General features: G+C 58.5%; 14 protein-coding genes. 8 read left to right on the forward strand and 6 right to left on the reverse strand.

Translation table 11 applies throughout. The annotated features are described in order from the left end of the window. Positions 1–30: 30 nt before the first annotated feature. On the forward strand, positions 31–495 hold the full coding sequence (locus O3S85_RS14730) for a hypothetical protein (RefSeq protein ID WP_269541359.1): 465 nt from the start codon (positions 31–33) through the stop codon (positions 493–495). Positions 496–579: 84 nt separating this feature from the next. On the opposite strand, the gene O3S85_RS14735 is transcribed toward O3S85_RS14730, so the two are convergent. The 3 genes from O3S85_RS14735 to O3S85_RS14745 are packed head-to-tail and all read right to left on the reverse strand — an operon-like array spanning position 580 to position 4007. Next, complete coding sequence (locus O3S85_RS14735; RefSeq protein WP_269541360.1) at positions 580–1722, reverse strand: PstS family phosphate ABC transporter substrate-binding protein; 1143 nt, start codon at positions 1720–1722, stop codon at positions 580–582. A 25-nt stretch (positions 1723–1747) separates the two neighbouring features. Beyond that, positions 1748–3694, reverse strand: a complete 1947-nt coding sequence (locus O3S85_RS14740; RefSeq protein WP_269541361.1) for an SUMF1/EgtB/PvdO family nonheme iron enzyme — start codon at positions 3692–3694, stop codon at positions 1748–1750. Beyond that, on the reverse strand, positions 3684–4007 hold the full coding sequence (locus tag O3S85_RS14745) for a hypothetical protein (RefSeq protein ID WP_269541362.1): 324 nt from the start codon (positions 4005–4007) through the stop codon (positions 3684–3686). Before O3S85_RS14745 ends, O3S85_RS14740 begins: the two co-directional genes overlap by 11 nt. A 438-nt stretch (positions 4008–4445) precedes the next feature. Between O3S85_RS14745 and O3S85_RS14750 the strand changes: the two genes are divergently transcribed. After that, positions 4446–4943 (forward strand): hypothetical protein, encoded by a 498-nt coding sequence (locus O3S85_RS14750; protein WP_269541364.1) that lies wholly within the window; start codon positions 4446–4448, stop codon positions 4941–4943. Positions 4944–4949: 6 nt separating this feature from the next. On the opposite strand, the gene O3S85_RS14755 is transcribed toward O3S85_RS14750, so the two are convergent. Further along, positions 4950–5801, reverse strand: coding sequence for an outer membrane lipoprotein-sorting protein (locus O3S85_RS14755; RefSeq protein WP_269541366.1), 852 nt, complete (start codon positions 5799–5801; stop codon positions 4950–4952). A gap of 270 nt (positions 5802–6071) precedes the next feature. On the opposite strand from O3S85_RS14755, the gene O3S85_RS14760 reads away from it, so the two are divergent. From O3S85_RS14760 to O3S85_RS14775, 4 genes are read left to right on the forward strand one after another with little or no spacing between them, the layout of a single operon-like run. Further along, positions 6072–6563, forward strand: coding sequence for a hypothetical protein (locus tag O3S85_RS14760; RefSeq protein WP_269541369.1), 492 nt, complete (start codon positions 6072–6074; stop codon positions 6561–6563). A 5-nt stretch (positions 6564–6568) separates the two neighbouring features. Beyond that, positions 6569–8293, forward strand: coding sequence for an alpha-L-rhamnosidase-related protein (locus O3S85_RS14765; RefSeq protein WP_269541370.1), 1725 nt, complete (start codon positions 6569–6571; stop codon positions 8291–8293). 8 nt (positions 8294–8301) lie between these two features. Beyond that, positions 8302–9597, forward strand: a complete 1296-nt coding sequence (locus tag O3S85_RS14770; RefSeq protein WP_269541371.1) for a sulfatase family protein — start codon at positions 8302–8304, stop codon at positions 9595–9597. Further along, a complete protein-coding gene (locus O3S85_RS14775) occupies positions 9590–10369 on the forward strand; it encodes a LamG-like jellyroll fold domain-containing protein (protein WP_269541372.1) in 780 nt (259 codons plus the stop codon). Before O3S85_RS14770 ends, O3S85_RS14775 begins: the two co-directional genes overlap by 8 nt. Positions 10370–10583: 214 nt before the next feature. Here the strand turns inward: O3S85_RS14775 and O3S85_RS14780 are convergent, their stop codons facing one another. Continuing rightward, positions 10584–11540 carry an AraC family transcriptional regulator gene (locus O3S85_RS14780; protein WP_269541374.1) on the reverse strand — a complete coding sequence of 319 codons (957 nt, stop codon included), beginning with the start codon at positions 11538–11540 and terminating at the stop codon, positions 10584–10586. Positions 11541–11652: 112 nt separating this feature from the next. Here O3S85_RS14780 and O3S85_RS14785 point away from each other — a divergent pair, with 112 nt between their 5' ends. Continuing rightward, positions 11653–12477, forward strand: coding sequence for a phytanoyl-CoA dioxygenase family protein (locus tag O3S85_RS14785; protein WP_269541375.1), 825 nt, complete (start codon positions 11653–11655; stop codon positions 12475–12477). Positions 12478–12548: 71 nt separating this feature from the next. Then, positions 12549–14651 carry a tetratricopeptide repeat protein gene (locus tag O3S85_RS14790; protein WP_269541376.1) on the forward strand — a complete coding sequence of 701 codons (2103 nt, stop codon included), beginning with the start codon at positions 12549–12551 and terminating at the stop codon, positions 14649–14651. On the opposite strand, the gene O3S85_RS14795 is transcribed toward O3S85_RS14790, so the two are convergent. Continuing rightward, positions 14648–16306, reverse strand: coding sequence for a tetratricopeptide repeat protein (locus O3S85_RS14795; RefSeq protein WP_269541377.1), 1659 nt, complete (start codon positions 16304–16306; stop codon positions 14648–14650). The two genes, O3S85_RS14790 and O3S85_RS14795, sit on opposite strands and share 4 nt — an antisense overlap. Positions 16307–16316: the final 10 nt, after the last annotated feature.

Here is a 16316-nt window from a genome sequence, read left to right on the forward strand (position 1 = left end):
GCCCAAGTGGCTAAGGCGTGTAGTGTGCGCATGAATAAAGCATGCCGTATTGCCGTCTTTAGCCTACTTATCGTAGTTAACGCAGATTTGTTTGCCGGGGCATCCGGCGGTTTTCTTGAGCGCCGTCGATTAGATCGCATTGAAATTGCGGATAATCGTTTCAATGCCCCTGAGCGCGTCACGCTCAATGTGCAGTACCGTGTTCCGGTTGTGGAGACGCTCGGATACTTGGCTGCGTTTTATCCAGACAGCCAGAAGCTGATGACGATTAGCCAGAAGCTGCGCCCGATCGCCAACCGCGTGGAAGAGCTGTCCGGCGATAGCTTTGAGGGCCGCACCTTTCCCGCGGATGTCGACGCCGAGTGCAAGCAGTTGCGCCAGCAGATGATGGCAGACGTGAAGGCCGTTTATGGTCAGGAAGCGGTGACGCGTATCGAGAGTTACATCGAGCGCAAATACGGCTCCTTGAGCACTGGCTTGTTCGGCGATTTGTAAGCGCTCGAACGAAATTCGATTTACAAAAAAGCGGCTCGGAGGAATCCCGGGCCGCTTTTGTTTTATGTGATGTATTTTGCCTGCCTAGAGGCCAAGTGACGCCAGTTGCTCTTTCGCCGTGGCTGAGCTGACGGGGAAGTAACCGTTCTTCTCGACTTTGTCCTGGCCCTGATCGCTGTAAACGTAGCGAATGAACTCGGCGTGCAGCGTTTTGGGCTCGGAGCCGGGGCGGTGGTTGAAGGTGAGGAAGAGATTGCGCGAAAGCGGATAGGTGCCGTTGACCGCGTTGGTCTGGTTGGCAGCGACGTAGGAACCGCCGTCGGACAGCGGAGCCACGGCGACGTTTGGCGTCTTGTAGCCAAAGCCGCTGTAGCCGATGCCGTAGGGGTCATTTTCCACGGAGCGAACCACTTCTTCGGAGCCGGCCAGCTCACGATTGCTGGACTTGAAGTCGCCCTTCTTGAGGACTTCGTCCTTGAAGAAGCCGTAGGTGCCGGAGGCGCTGTTGCGGCTGTAAACATTGATCGGCTTGTTGGCCCAGGAGCCGGTCAGGCCGAGGTCACCCCAAGTCTTGATGTCCTGACTGTAGCCACGGCGACGGGTGGAGGAGAAGATCGCATCGAGCTCAGACATCGACAGGCCGCGGTCCTTGATCGGGTTGTCCGGGTGGACATAGACGGCGAGCGCGTCAATGGCGACGGGCATGGAGGTCGGCGCATAGCCGAACTTTTGCTGAAACTTCTCTGCTTCGGCTGGCTTGACGGCGCGGCTCATTGGGCCAAAGTCCGAACGGCCTTCAACTAGAGCAGGAATCGCGGTGGAGGAGCCCTTACCCTCGTGAATCACGCGGATGCCCGGGTGGTAGTTTTTGAAGTCCTTTTCCCAGTCGGCGACGATGCCGTCCATGGTGTCCGAACCGATGGAGCGCAAGCGGCCGCGAACAGCGTCTTCCGGCGCGTAATGCGGGAGGGACGGGTAAACCGGTGCCACGGGCTGCACGCTGGTCGTGCGCACGGTGGTGCTCGGTGCCGACTCGTCGAAGTAAGACTTGGAAGGCGTGGACGTGGTGGTCGCGTAGGCGGTTTGGGTCTGCATCGGCTCGGAAGCAGGTGCCGAGGATGCCGAGGAGTTATTGGAGGTGCTTTCGGTGCAACCGGCGATGAACAGGCTGCCGAAGGCGCTCAGCAAGGCTGTCTGAACGATGCGTGTGATCGGATTGTTTTTCATGAATTTTTCTCGTTGGGTTTGCTGGTTACAAATCGCTGACGACGAGCACCGGGCGGAAGCCGATGTATTCGGTGCTCACGACGGGGGAGGCTTCGCTGCGGTTGGCGCTGCGGGCCAGGGGGGCGTCGTCAATAAAGGATCCGCCGCGGACAATTTTCATGGCCAGATCGACGCGGCCTTCGGTCTCGGATGGGCCAGCCGGGTCGGTCTGGGGGCCGGCCGGGTAGGGCGCGCTCCAGTCGGCGGTCCACTCGGCGACGTTGCCGTGCATGTCATAGAGACCCCATTCGTTGGGGTTGCCCACGGAGCCCACGGCGGCAATGGCGTCCAGGCCTTCACCGGTGGGGTCGTAGATGTTGGCGTCGCGGCTGGTCAGGCGGTTCGAGCCGTTGTTGTAAGGCGTGGTGGTTCCAGCCCGCGCGGCGTATTCCCACTCAGCTTCGGTGGGAAGGCGGTAGGTTTGATTGTCCATGGCGCTCAGGCGCTCGCAAAATTCGTTGGCCTGCTCCCAGGTAATGCTGTGCATCGGTAGGGTCGCTCCTACCAGCTCGGCGTCTACGCCGTCCAGCTTGGCGCGGTTGCCCATCACTTTTTGCCATTGCTCCTGAGTGACTTCGGTCGTGGCAATGAAGTAACCCTTCGTAATGGTGACAGCGGTCTGCGTTTCGTCGTTGTCGCGGAAGGCTTCGTTCTCGGGCGAGCCGCGGTTGAACTTACCCGGAGGCGCGTAGGCGAGCTTCATGCCGAGGGCGTTGGTCATAACTTCGCCTGGCTTGAAACGATTTTGGTAAATGTATTGCTGCGCCGTGGTGCTGGCAGGATCGATCTGCAAAACCTTCTGGTAATACTCAAGCGCTGCCGGGACGTTGTTGTTGTCCGCGGCTTTACTGGCCAGGCTGTTTAATTGGCTGAGCAGGTCGCTTTTGATTTGCGGGATTTTGCTCTTCTGGCTGCTGATGGACTGGACCGCGGTGCTGTAGTTGCCGTTGGCGGCTTCCTGTTTCGCCTGCTTGATTTCGTTCTCAATGTTGATCCACTGCTGCGTCGGGTAGTTGCGGATGTCTTCCAGGCCCGCTTGAGCAATGGCGTCATTAAAGTTCGTTTGGCTCGCGGTGACGGCTGCCTTGCCGTAGGAGATGGCGGACTCATTCCAGAGCTCGTTGGCCTGCTCGTAATTGCCAGCGTTAAAGGCCTGCAGAGCAGATTGTTTATTGGCCAGGGCACGCGCCATATTCATGGCGTCCAGGTTGTCCGCGTTTTGTTGGTTGGCGATTTTGGCCAATGCCTCGGCACGGTCGCGGGCGATTTCTGCCGTAGCTTCCGTGATCTCGGCAGAGCTGGCTGTTTGCTTCTCCGTCGGCTTGGCAGGGGCGGCTGCTGGTGTGGTTTCTGAGGCTGGCTTGGCCTCAGCTATCGCGGGCGCTGGCGTGGTTTCTTCCTTGCCGCCACCCAGGGTGAACGCGACGCCGGCACCCACCAAAATGAGCACAATGACGATGGCGATAATCGCGCCGACGGGCGGGCCGGACTTTTTCTGCGGAATGGGGCTCGCGGTTGCGCCTTCGCCGGTTTCGCTAATTTTAAGAAAGACGGTTTCGCCCTTTTTTGATTTTTCCCGGACGATTCCGGAAGTGTCTGATTTAGCCATGGATTGTCGGTGTTTGCTGAAAGCGTTTTCGATTGAAAGAATATCCGCGCCTTGTCGGCACATGACGGTGATTAGGCGGTTGTCGGTCCGCGTGAGGTAGAGGTGGCCCGACGCATAGCGCAGCAATACGCAAAAGGATTGCGGGTAGTAACTGTCGATGGCGTAAAAACAATTGAGAATCCAGGTAGCGAACTCCGTGCGCTTGATGCGGTTGGCGTAGGGGCCCAGATCCTGCGACATGACGGCACCGTTGACGTCCATCACCACGTATCCATCGACCCCCTTGGTCTTCCCAATGGTGTCGCGTATGTAGTTAAGCTCCATTGTTGAGATCCAGTAGGCGCTCCAGAGAGTCCTGGTGTATCACGCCGATACGGCGGTCACTGCATTCGGCGAATGAAACGGCGTCCTTCGGTTGGATGACATGCATGTCCTGCATCTGGTCCAGGCCCAGGCTTTGCCCGAGCATTTTGCCAATGCGCACAAAGTCTGCGGTGGCGGATGTTAAGTCGCTATCGGGTGCTCCCCGGGTTGCGGCGACCGCGCCATCGATACGCAACTCGACCATACTACGCATGCCGGTCTTGGACCGAAGTTTGCGCAGAATCTGGCTCTCGTTGACAGATAACTTACCCATAAATCCGAGTAAGCGAAACCGCCCTGTCGCGGCAGAGTCCAATACAAACGAAGTGCTTCACCGAACTTTGACATTCGTAACTTTTCCGACTCAATGCGCCGCGTTTTCTCTACAAGATTCTCCGTAGTGGAAAAGTCGTGCAGCCCTATTCAGCACTCGGATAATACTCGTTTTACGCGTTCGTAACTTACTCGTAACCAATCAGTAAAGCAATGTTCCGAATGCGTTAAATGTCCGCTGTATACTCGAAAAGCTGTCGACTTTGGAATCGGATGATTCAACTTGGTGGGTAAGGAGACTGCTTTATTTTCTATTTGAAATTTTGATGGTATGTTAGGACGGAGATCAGCATTTCGTGAGTATTCATTATACGAACTGTTAAGTGAATCAAAACCTGAGCATCACGAAGGAATTCGTGAGCTCTGGGGCAATACCGCCGTGCATTACCTCGTCGTATTCGGGAAGAAACGAATGGGCGAAAAGGCGATTCTTTCCGTTGGTCCCGATCTTGACTATTGCTCGTTGGACGAAGTCATGGATCTCGTTCTGGACGGCCTGCGCGCCATCGGCTATGTAAAGTGTCTGGCCCTGGAGCAGGCTGCCCGCGAAGGGGTGGTTGCCGAAGCCACGCGCCAAGTGGCGCAGGAGCAGCGCCGCATGCATGAGGCCAAAGAGCAGGAGCGTATGCGCGCCATGGAAGCCCGGGATGCCGATGAAGCCTGGCAGATGATCCGCGGGCGCGAAGCCGAGCTGGATCAGCGCGAGGCGGAATTGCGCACCCGCGAATCTTACATCGAAGAGAGCGAAAACAAGCTTTCGGAGATCGCCCAGTCTCACTACGAGACCGAGAACGAGCTAGCCCAGCGCGAGGAAAGCCTTCGCAAATGGCAACTCCGCCTCGAAGCCCGCGAAGCGCTCCTGAGCGCCAAGGGTTAAGGGGCGCTACTTGCCAATCGCGTCGATCTCGACCAGTAGGCCGTCGACGTCCGCGGGTGTAATGTTCGCCAAGTTGTCGGCTTCGAATAGTTGGTCTTCGATGTCGATGTTCAGGCGGCTCTTGAGCACCTTGAAGACGGAGATTGTGCCGGTATCGAGATTGGTCATTACGGCAAAGCGTGGGCGCACGGTTTTGCCATCGATGTTGACGGACTCATATTCGTAGGCTTGCAGTTCTTTGGCTGGCAGGTCGTCGCCTTCGTCGTCGTAGAACTCGATTTTGCGCACCTCAAAAGTCGTGGGGTCCAGGAAGATGTTGCGGTAGGCGTATTGGCTATCGGTGTCTTCAGCGGGGCGGGCCTGGACGACCGCGCAAATTTCCCCTTGGGCGACGCCATCGGGCATGCGGGTGTAAACGTAGTTGCCCGGCGTTTCGCGAACGAGGTCCTCGTAAGCAAAGTCCGACCCGAGGAAGTTGCCCGAGCCGGCGGTGCTCAGCTTGAGCGGTTTGCCTTGGGCGGGCAGGAACAGGTATTGGTCAATCGATTCGCCATCGACGTTGGTCAACACGCTGACGCCTTCCACGTCGGTGGGGCGCACCATGCGGATCAGATAATCGTAGGAGCCGTCACTGGTTTTTTCGGTAAGGGCCAGGAAACGCTTCTTTATGATTTCGTCGGTCGGCGTCTCGGTTTCAAAGGTCTTCAGTTCAATGAAGGCGAGCTCGGAGTCCACTGCTTGAGTGGCTACATATTGTTCGATGAGCTCGGGGCCATCCATTGCGGCAACGTCATCGGCAGCAGCGATGAAAGGCGTGATGGCAAAGGCGAGGGACAGAGTCAGCGTCGTTTTAATCATAGCAGTTTATAGAGTCTGCTGTGGAATAATGTATGCGATTTACGCTGGCCAGATAATTTCGCGAGCCAGAATGTGACGATTCGGTTAACAGCGGGCGCACTGAATGGGTACGGATGACCTGGGTTTAAGAGCTGGATTAATCAATTAACCTGCTTCGCTGCATATGTTTACGTTACTTTTTTCGGGCGAACGGCACGGCTAATCTTGACGCAAATGCGCTCGGATGGCATATCACACGCTTACCCTGCTAACCCCTACATTCCCCCTGCTATGGATAAGCTATCGACTGCGAAAGCTCACCGCCATTTTGCGGCTGAAGCCTTCAACCGCTGTTGGGAGATCATGCATCTCCAGGAGCGAGCCCCTGATGAAACACGCGAAATGATTCGCCTTGCCGAGGCCTCTTTCTGGCATTGGCAGCACGCCTCCGGGCGTAAGCCAAACAACGATGCTGTGGGCTATTGGCAGCTCTCTCGCGTTTATGCCATGGCGGGCGATGCGAGCACTGCCATCGAATACGCCCAGAGAGGCATCGAGACTGCCCGCAAGCACAAGCTGAACGACTTCCACCTCGGCTATGCCTGGGAGTCGGCGGCGCGCGGTTACTTCCTCGCCGGCATGACCAACCTCGGTGTCGAGGCACTGGCCAAGGCGAAGAAGGCGGCATCCCGCGTAACCGATCCAGCAAACAAAGCCGCGCTGGAAATGGACTTGCTTGGACTGCATCCTGTCGTCGAGACTGAGGGTTCCGCGATCGCGTGACCCTCATGAGTGCCCCCAAGTTTACCGTTCAGCCCAAGCCAATTGTTGTCTCTCCCATCGCCCCTGTCGAGGTGCGCGAAGTGGGCGATAACTGCTGGTTCCTCGACTTTGGCAAGGCGGCCTTCGCCAGCCTGCAACTACCCGACAACGCCGGTCGTTTGACGGTTCACCTCGGTGAGAAATTAACCGGCCAGGGCCGCATCGACCGTGAGCCACCGGGCTGCATCCGCTATTGCCGGATCGAGCACGACACGGCCCGCAGCGGCCCGCGGTTGGTCATCCCTGCCGACAAGCGCAACACCGGCAAAGGCGCGATCCCGATGCCCGCGCACGTGGGCGAAGTTTTCCCGTTTCGCTATGCGGAGATCGAGGCTGCGCCAGGCTTTGACGCGACCCAGGTAAAGCAACTTGCCGCGCATTACCCCTTTGACGACAGCGCCGCGCATTTCGAGTGCTCCGACCAGAGGCTCAATGACGTCTGGGAACTGTGCAAATACACGATCAAGGCCACGACCTTTTGCGGGGTTTATGTGGACGGCGACCGCGAGCGCATTCCCTACGAAGGCGATGCCTACATCAACCAGCTTGGCCATTATTGCACGGATGCCGAGTACGCCATGGCGCGCTACTCGCACGAGTATCTGCTGCAATACCCCACCTGGCCAACGGACTGGCAGCTCTACTCGGTGCTCATGGCCTGGGAGGACTTTTGCTACACCGGCGAGAAGGAATCGATCCGTCAGTTCCGTGGGCTGCTCAAACGCAAAACGCTGATCGCGCTGCAGCGTGAGGATGGCCTCATCAGCACGGAAAACGTCAGCCGTGAGTTCGAGAGATCGCTCAATCTGTGGAACGAGAAATACATCTTCGAGCATGGCCTGCGCGATCTCGTTGACTGGCCTCCAGGCTCCTTCACGGAGGGCGGAACCGGCGAGCGCGACAACCACGAAATGCTGCCGATTAACACCGTGGTCAATGCATTACATGCCGCTGCCTGCCGCGCCATGGCGAGCATGGAGGCCGTCATTGGCGACTCGTCCGGCATGATGGTGTTTACGCAGCGCGAGATTCAGATTCGCAAATCGCTGAACGAAAAAATGTGGGACGCCGATCGCGGTGTCTATGTTGATGGCGAGGGCAGCGAGCACGCCTCCTTGCACAGTAACATGTTTATGCTGGCGCTTAATCTGGTGCCGCCGGAGCGCGTCGAAAGTGTGGCGGCTTTTGTGGCCTCGCGCGGGATGGCTTGCAGCGTTTATGGCGCGCAGTTTTTGCTGGAGGCATTGTTTCGCGCCAGGCGGGCAGATGAGGCTCTGGCGCTGATGACGGCTGACCATGATCGCGGCTGGCTGAATATGATTAAGGCTGGCAGCACGATGACCTGGGAGGCCTGGGACTGGAAGTATAAGAACAACCTCGACTGGAACCACGCCTGGGGTGCTGCGCCCGCAAATATCATTCCGCGTTGGCTGATGGGCATTCAACCGAAGAAGGGTTTTCGCCAGGTGATGATCCAGCCGCGCATGGGTGCGCTGCATCGGGCGCGCATCAAGCACCCCACACCATTTGGGCCGATCCACATGGAGGTAGATAACCGCGCGGGCAAACCGATGCGCGTCGAGCTGGAATTACCCGCAGGCGTGGAGGCGACGGTGGTCCTGCCCGGAAAGGCTGGCAGCGATGTGCCCAAGGTGCATACGCAGTTGACGGGTAAGCAATCGCTCAGTTGATTTGAGGGATGCCCCCGCCGCCGAATATTCTCTTCATCTTCACGGACCAGCAGCACTGGCAGGCAATCAGCGAGCGCGATGTCACGTTTCGCACGCCGAACCTGGACCGACTGTCTGCGGTGAGCACGGTCTTTAGCCGTGCGTATTGCCCCACGCCGCAATGCTCGCCCAGCCGGTCGTCGATCATGACGGGGCTGTATCCCTCGAAGACCGGCGTCATGGGCAACGTCGGTGCCAAGGGCGGCGAGCCGCTGAGGATGCAGACCATCGCGCCTGCCTTGCAACGAGCTGGTTATTATACCGGCTACTTTGGCAAGTGGCACCTGGGCAGCGAAGCCATCGCGCAAGCCGGTTGGGATGTCGCCGATGGGCCGGGCTTGGGGGAGGCCTTTAACGATCCAAACACGACGCAGCGCTCGGTCGAGTTCCTGCAAACGGCTCCGGAGGATAAACCCTTTGCGCTGTATGTCTCGCTGAACGACCCGCATGATATTTACCATATTCCCAAGGTCATGCATGAGCCGCCAAGCGGCGAAGCGCCGCTGCCTACGAGCTGGAGCAAAGACCACGCGAAGACCGCCAAGGCGCAGGGCCAATTTATGCGCGAAGACCAAGGCAAAGTCATTGTCGATGAGCCTGAGCAGAGCTGGCTGCGTTACCGTGAATACTATCGTGAAAAAGTGGCGCTGGTCGATGGCCGCATCGGCGAGGTGCTCGATGCCTTGGAGCAGACCGGGCGCGCCGAAAATACCTTGATCGTCTTCACCTCGGATCATGGCGATCAGGACACCCAGCAGCGGCTGATTTTCAAAGGCCCCTTCATGTATGACTACACGCTGCGGGTGCCGCTGATGATCAAGCTTCCCGGGCAAACGGCCCGCCGCGAGTGTGCGTTCCCAAGTGTCAACGTGGACCTCGTGCCAACACTGGCCGAGGTTGCGGGGGCGGTGATTGGCGCGGTCGATGGCGTGTCGCTGCTGCCCTTGCTCACGGGCCAGGGCGAGCCGCCCACACGGGAGTTTGTCTTTGCGCAATATTACTCCAAGCAGCAGTGGGTGAACCCGATTCGCACCGTCGTCGGCGAGCGTTACAAATACAATCGCTACCTCAGTGGCGAAGAGGAACTTTACGACTTCGACGCCGACCCCGGCGAAATGAACAATCTCGCCGCGAACCCCGGCCATGCCGATGTGAAAGGTGCCTTGCTGGGCGCGCTGGAGAAATGGATGCTCGCCAATGACGATCCGTTTTACACCTTAGGCCACACTGATCGCGATGGAAACCCAATCGAACGCCATGTCTGAAGCTCCCCACGAACACATGTTAATCCCGCGTCAGCCCGCCGATTTTCCCGGCTTGGCGGCGTATTGGCAATTTGATGAAACTGCCGACGGCTACGAGGCTAGCCAGGGTGAGGCCTACACGCTGACCCCCGGTGCAGATGCGATGTCGGTAGTCGCAGACGCAGGGTCGCCCTTTGGCGGTAAGGCGCTGCGGATTGATGAAGGCCAATGGCTGAACTGTCCGCGCGCGGCCTGCCCAATGCTGGACATTCACGGGGCAGGGGGGCAGTTGACCGTGATCGCCTGGATCAAACGCGAGCCGACCAAACACGGCGGCTGCGAGTTCATTGCCGGGCAGTGGAACGAGACCAACCTTGGCCGGCAGTATGGCCTGTTTCTCAATATTTCCGTCTGGCGCGAGCATCACCAGGTGACCGGTCACTTGTCGAACGTCGGCGGCCCGACACCGGGCTTCAAATACTGCATCGATGGCCCGGTGGGCACTCAGCACGTTAGCTGTGGTGAATGGTCGGTCGTCGCGATGAGCTACGATGGATCGCAGGGCTTTGCGTGGCTCAACGGCGCGCTGGATGTGCGCCCGGGCCTCAACCCCTACAGCCTCGCGGGTGGTCTGCACGATGGCGGCCCAACCGGCTCGAATTTCACCGTTGGCGCGGTCGACCGTAGCGGCGAGATGGGCAACTTTTTCACGGGCCTGATGGCGGGCCTGGCAGTCTATCGTCGCGCCTTGTCGCCAGCGGAGATCTATGCGTTGTCAACGCTCAGGTGTTGAGCGAATTAGTAATGTTGAAGTTGAGTTTCCAATTGAGGTAGCGCAGGCGCGTCCTCGCGCCGCACCCCATTGGAGTTGTTTTAAACCATCTGGATATCCATTCAGCATTGGGGTGCGGCGCGGGACGTGCCTGCGCTACCATTGCTTGATATCGGCCGCCACCTTGAGGATCGAGTCGTGCTTTGCCCTTCATGCTAAGGCATGGTTTCGTCATTCAGCCGCCCGACCGAATCGCGGCGAGCTGGTGCTTGAGGGCATCTTTGCGCCACGTGGCGGTAGAGGTGAACTGCGGGCTGCCGGCAGTGGCGTGGACTTGTTCGGCATGTTGGCGAAATTCGCGCGGGGAGAGGCCATACTGCTGTCGGAAGCGGCGGTTAAAATTGGACAGGTTGCCGAAGCCGGCGGTTTCGGAAATCTCGGCAACGCTCCAATCGGTTTCGAGCAGCAGTTGGCTGGCGTGGCCGAGGCGGACTTCCTTTAGAAATTGCTGGTAGCTCTGGTTGGTCGCGCGCTGGAAAAACTTACTGAAGGCCGACGTCGACAGCCCAATGTGCCGGGCTACGTCGGCTTGGCTTAGCTCCTGGTGAGAATTCTCAAAGATATAGCGGCAGGCCTGGTTGATGCGTTCAGAGCGATGGTCGAGCAGGGTGGGGCGATAACCTACACTGGTTAGTGGCTGGGCGGCGGCCGTGGACAATAGGCCCAGAATTCCAATGAACTGGCTGATGCGCTCGTGGCGCTCGGCCTTGAGCAAGCTCTGAAAACGTTCCAACAACGCCGCGCTGGCCACGCCGTTGAAATGCAGGCCTCGATTGGCGCGATCGGTTAGCTCGGCGATGGGCGCAAGCTCGACGGCGGCATCGATGATGCCCCCGCAGCAATCCCGGCGAAACTGCAACACGAAGGCGCGCGCGGTGGTGTGGGTATCGGTCGGCTGGGAGTTGTAATACAGGTGCGGTAGGTTCTTGCCGAGCAGGCACAGATCACCGGCGGCAAACGGGGCCAGGCAGTCGCCCACCAGTCGCATGCCGGAGCTCTCGGCAATCAGCGTGAGCTCGATTTCCGGGTGGTAATGGTAGGGGTGCTGAAAGCGGTCAGTCGCAATTTCAAAGCAACGGAAAGACTCATGCTCCCGATGAACGATGTGCTCGAACTTTGCTTTATTTTCCAAGTAGTTGTCCGATTGTTTAGATTGATGTCTAAAAAGTATCGGTTTTCGGTGAATAGGGCAAAGTAAATTCGTTCAGGAATGCTTACAATGGCGTCTATAAAAACTAATACCCATGAAGACGACATCGCTGACCGACTCCCTTAATGCCCCGTTCACGCTTGCCCCGGGGCAAATTGAAAAGTTCCGCCGCGACGGCTATATCAAGCTTAAGGACGTGCTTGATGTGGAGGTCCTGGAGCACTTCGGGCCGCTCATCACGCAGAAGGTGAAAGAGCTCAATCGGGAGGACCGCCCGATGGCCACGCGCGACACTTACGCGAAGGCGTTCCTGCAAATCATGAATCTGTGGAAGCACAGCGAGGACGTGAAAAACTTTGTCTTCGGACGTCGTTTGGCGCGCATTGCTGCGGAGCTGCTCGGTACAAAAGGTGTGCGGCTTTATCATGATCAGGCACTTTACAAGGAGCCCGGTGGCGGCTTTACCCCGTGGCACGTGGACCAGGTTTACTGGCCGCTCTCGAACAACAACACCGTCACCGCGTGGATTCCGCTCAAGGCAATCACGCAGGAAATGGGTCCACTGGAGTTTTCAGTGGGCAGTCAGGAGATTAAGTTTGGCCGCGACATGGTCATCAGTGACGACAGCGAAAAGGCCATCGACCGGCATTTGAAGCTACAGGATCGCCCCGTGGACAGCGGTCCGTTCGATCTCGGCGAAGTTAGCTTCCACTACGGCTATACGTTCCACCGCGCCGGCCCGAATACCACTGATCAACCGCGCGAGGTAATGACGATCATTTACATGGATTCCGAGATGCGCCTGGCCGAGCCGCGCAACCAAAACCAGCAAAGCGATTGGAACAACTGGATGCCGGGTGCCAGGATCGGCGAGGTCATCGACACGCCGATGAATCCGCTACTCTACGAGCGCGAATAGTGGCGAATTTGATTGGCCGAGCGAAAACCGATTGCACCGGCCAGCGGAAGCGTTTAGCTGCTCTTTCGTAGGTGAAAAATTTCGTTAAGCACATCTCGTTTCTCGTTAGTGAAAAGCTGGCCGACGTGCGCTATTTTCTGCGCCATCGGCTCAAGAACCGCTTTCGCTCGCTGAAGGGATTTGCTGCTTATCAAGGTAAAGAATACAACGAGTGGCGGCAGAGTGCTGAGGCGCGCAAGAAAACTGCCAAGCGCGAGCGCTGGGCCGCGCGCGCCAATGCCAAGGACCGCACGAAGCTCACTTTTAAGGAGTTTGGCGAATGGGTGGTGGCAGTGGTTACCTCGCCGGTGCGTTTTCTGCGATGGCTGTTTCGCAAGCTGAACCACCTGCGTCAGCTGTCTTTCAAGGAGGCGTGCCTGGAGATTTGGTACGGCTACCGTGGCCTGATTGCTTGGCTGCTAAACCGCTTGCAGGGATTGTTTTTCCGCTGGCTCACTGCGCCACTTTGGCTGCGCGTAATCAGTGTGTTGGTGATCTTGTGCGGGCTGGTCGGCGCGGCATCTTTGCCGTGGGGGATCAAGGCCGCCAAGGGCTACCGCAGTGATGTTATTTTTGCCGAAGCCAAGCAGTTGCAAGACGATGGCCGGACTGTCGAGGCCTACACGAAAGCCCGCGCTGCCGCACTGCTCAACCGCGACAATGCCGAGCTGCTGGCCATGACCACCGAGCTGGCCAAAGAGGCGCGCAACCCGGAGCTTGTCTGGTGGAGTGAGCAGGCTGCCAAGGCCAATGGCTATGACGCGGAATCGCTGGCCGAGCTGATCGAAAATGCCTGCCTATACCGCCGGATTCGTGTGGCCGCGCGTTTCTACCAGATGTTCGCACAGCAGTTCCCAGAGCACGAGCTGCTGGTGGATTCGCGCGTTCGATTGCTGATGGCGCAGGGGCGTGAGGCTGAGGCTTATCACCTGGCGCAGGACGCCTTTGCCGCTGGAAATCAATCACCCGCCGTTCACCAACTGGTGCTGCAATTGATGTGGACGGATGTGGACCCCGAGAACCGCCCGCAGCTGATCCAATACATTGACGAAAACCTGGAGCGCAACGATGAGATCAGCCAAGGCATTTTGGGCATGGCGTTGGCCAAACCGGCACCGCTAGAGGGCGAGGGCATGGATGCAGCCCGCCTGCTAGCTGCGGCCAAAGCCCATCCTAAGCTGACACCGACCGAAGTCGCGATGCACTATTGCCGCGCGTATGAGCTCGGCGGTATTAGCCGCGAGGAGGCGGTGCAGGGCGTGTATGGCGCGATCGATTGGAGCAGTGAAGATAGCTGGGAGGATGCCTACGAAATCATCAGCGCGTTCGGTCTTTACGAGATTCTGGATAACGCGGATTTGCAGTCCGCCATGGCGCGTGATGAGCAGTTGACAGAGCTCTATCTCGAAGGGCTCGCGGCCAATGGTAAATATGAAAAGCTGGCCGAGCTGCTGTCCGGTGAAAATCAATCAATACAACTTGCGCCGATGAATCGCGCGTTTTGGCTGTCTGTCATGAGTGCCAAGGAGGGCGATGCCGATGGCTTTCAGGAAAATTTAGTGCGTGCGCTGGAGTTTTCTGAAGTGACGGATTGGCCCCGCCTGCAACGCGCTGCAAAGTTCGCGCTCGGCGAGCAATGGCGGGCAGAGTTTTACCGGGAGTCCATGCGGCACTATCCGCATGCGCCGCAGATTATCAACGGCTACATTCAGGAGCTGTACCAACAGGGCCAGGGCGAGACGTTGGCCAAGGTGTTGCCACAGATTTCGCTCGAAGCCTTGTCGAAGGCACCTTACCTGCAAGCTCCGGTGATCTACCTGAAGGCGCTCTATGGGCAGGACCTCCCGTTGTGTCGCTACTACGCGGAGGAGCTGGTTTCGCGGTTCCCGGACCGGCCGGATAATTACATTTTGCTGGCTTACGTTTACCTGCAATCCGGTGCGGAAGCTGAGGCTCGAAAGATCGGCTCAAGCATCCCGGTTAATGTCAGTTTGCGTGAGCAAAATGCCTACCTCGCGCTATGCTACGCCGCGATCATGGGCGATTGGAATTTGCTCGGCGACCAGGAGTTTCCCCTGCCGCTTGAGCAGGAAACCATACGCCGCGGCCGCATTCAAAACAGCGGCGAAGGTTAGCCCGATGTCTTTTGAACGGCGTCCTGATAAAGGGTGAGTTCTTCGGGTAGAAGTCGCTTGGCGTCGACTTGCTGGAGCATCTCTTTGGCGGTGGTAGCGTCATTTTGCTCAAGGGCCACGAGGGCCGCAGAAAGGCGACAGCTGGGCACAGCAAGGTAACGGCGGTTCAGCCCTTTTAGTTCGCGTGCGGCGGCCTCGTAGTCACCGGATTTCCACAGCATGAAGGCATAGGTGGAGGGGTAAATACTGTTGGGCATTTGCGCGACGAGGTCGTGCATCGTGCTCATGCTTTCCGGGCTCGGTGCGCCCAACAAGGCCTCCAGGTAGCAGGCGTTGTTGATCATGGTGTGGCTGTCCGGATTGATTGCGAGGTATTGGCGAAGCGTTTGCAGGCCTTCACCGGTCTGGCCTTCGCTGACCTGAGCAATGAAGAGATTGGTCAGCGCACGGCTCTTGTCGGCATCGGTTGGGGCGACGTCAATGGCAGTCTGGTAGGCGTCCTTGGCGATGCTGTGCCAGCCCTTTTGTTGGGCCAGGTTGGCAAGGGAAAGCAGCTCGGCGAATGCTTGCTGCTCGCTGGCCATTGCGTAGGCGAGGCGCCAGTTGTCGTTCGGTTCCGTGCCAGCCGCCTGATTGGCCTCGATGTGGGCGAGCAGCGTTGCGCGGCGGAGGGCGTCGAGCGCGGTTTCGTCTTGCTCGACCAACTGGATAGCCTCGGTCAAAGAACCTTGTTGCAGCAGCGCCTGCATCTGGGCGACCCAGCGTTGATCCGACTGAATACCGCCCGCAGCCGGGCTGTTTAAGAAGGCGATCAGCGGTTCGTAGGCACCGATGCTGAGCAGCCAATTGGCCGTCAACTGCGGCGCTTCCGCACCATTGGCCTGTACGGCGGCTTGGATGAGCGCATCCCGCTTGGCGGGCTCGAGAAGTATCTGCTGCGTGGCGATGATTAACTGGCTCATCGGTGTCGATTGCGGGTGCTTCTCCAAGGTGGAGAGCAGCCACTGTCGGTCGTTTTCAAAGAGCGGTATTTCGAAGCGCGAGCCAAGCAGGAGGAGGGCGTGAAACGCCGTTTGTGAATTGCCCTGAGCTGCGCGGCGCAGGATGGACTTTGCCTGCACGGCGCTGAGCGGTGAGGGCTGGCTGAGTAGATACGTGCCCTTGAGCAGCAGGGCTTCGTTGTGCTTGGGGTCGATTGTGAGCAGGCGATCCAGGGCTTCCATGGCGCGTGCCGGGTGGTTACGCGCGAACTCGATCTCGGCCTGCAGCATGAGGAAGTCCGGTTCGCCACCTTGGGTCGGGCCAAGCGCGTCATAGACTTCGTCGACGCGCTCGTAGGAACGGCGCTGCTGGCTGTTGCGCAGGTATTCCATGCCGACGCTGACGGGCATGGCTGATTGGTCATCAAAGGCGAGGCCTTGCGCGGCGTCGTCTGGCGAGAGCTTGATGAGGGCCAACGCGCGCAGTTCGCGGGCGCGTTCTTTGGGCCAGCCAAAGGCAATCAGGCGATCGGCGCGTTGGATGGCTTCCTGGTGTTGGCCGGCGGTGTGGGCTTCGTAGGCGCGGTTAAACTCGAACCGCTGCCAGAGCAGCCAACCGCCAACCAGCACGGCGATGATCAACGCGAGGAGCAATGTGGCCGGGAGCCACGACATGCGCCGAAGA

It is taken from the genome of Cerasicoccus sp. TK19100, from assembly GCF_027257155.1.
In the GTDB taxonomy this organism is placed as follows: Bacteria; Verrucomicrobiota; Verrucomicrobiia; order Opitutales; family Cerasicoccaceae; genus Cerasicoccus; species Cerasicoccus fimbriatus.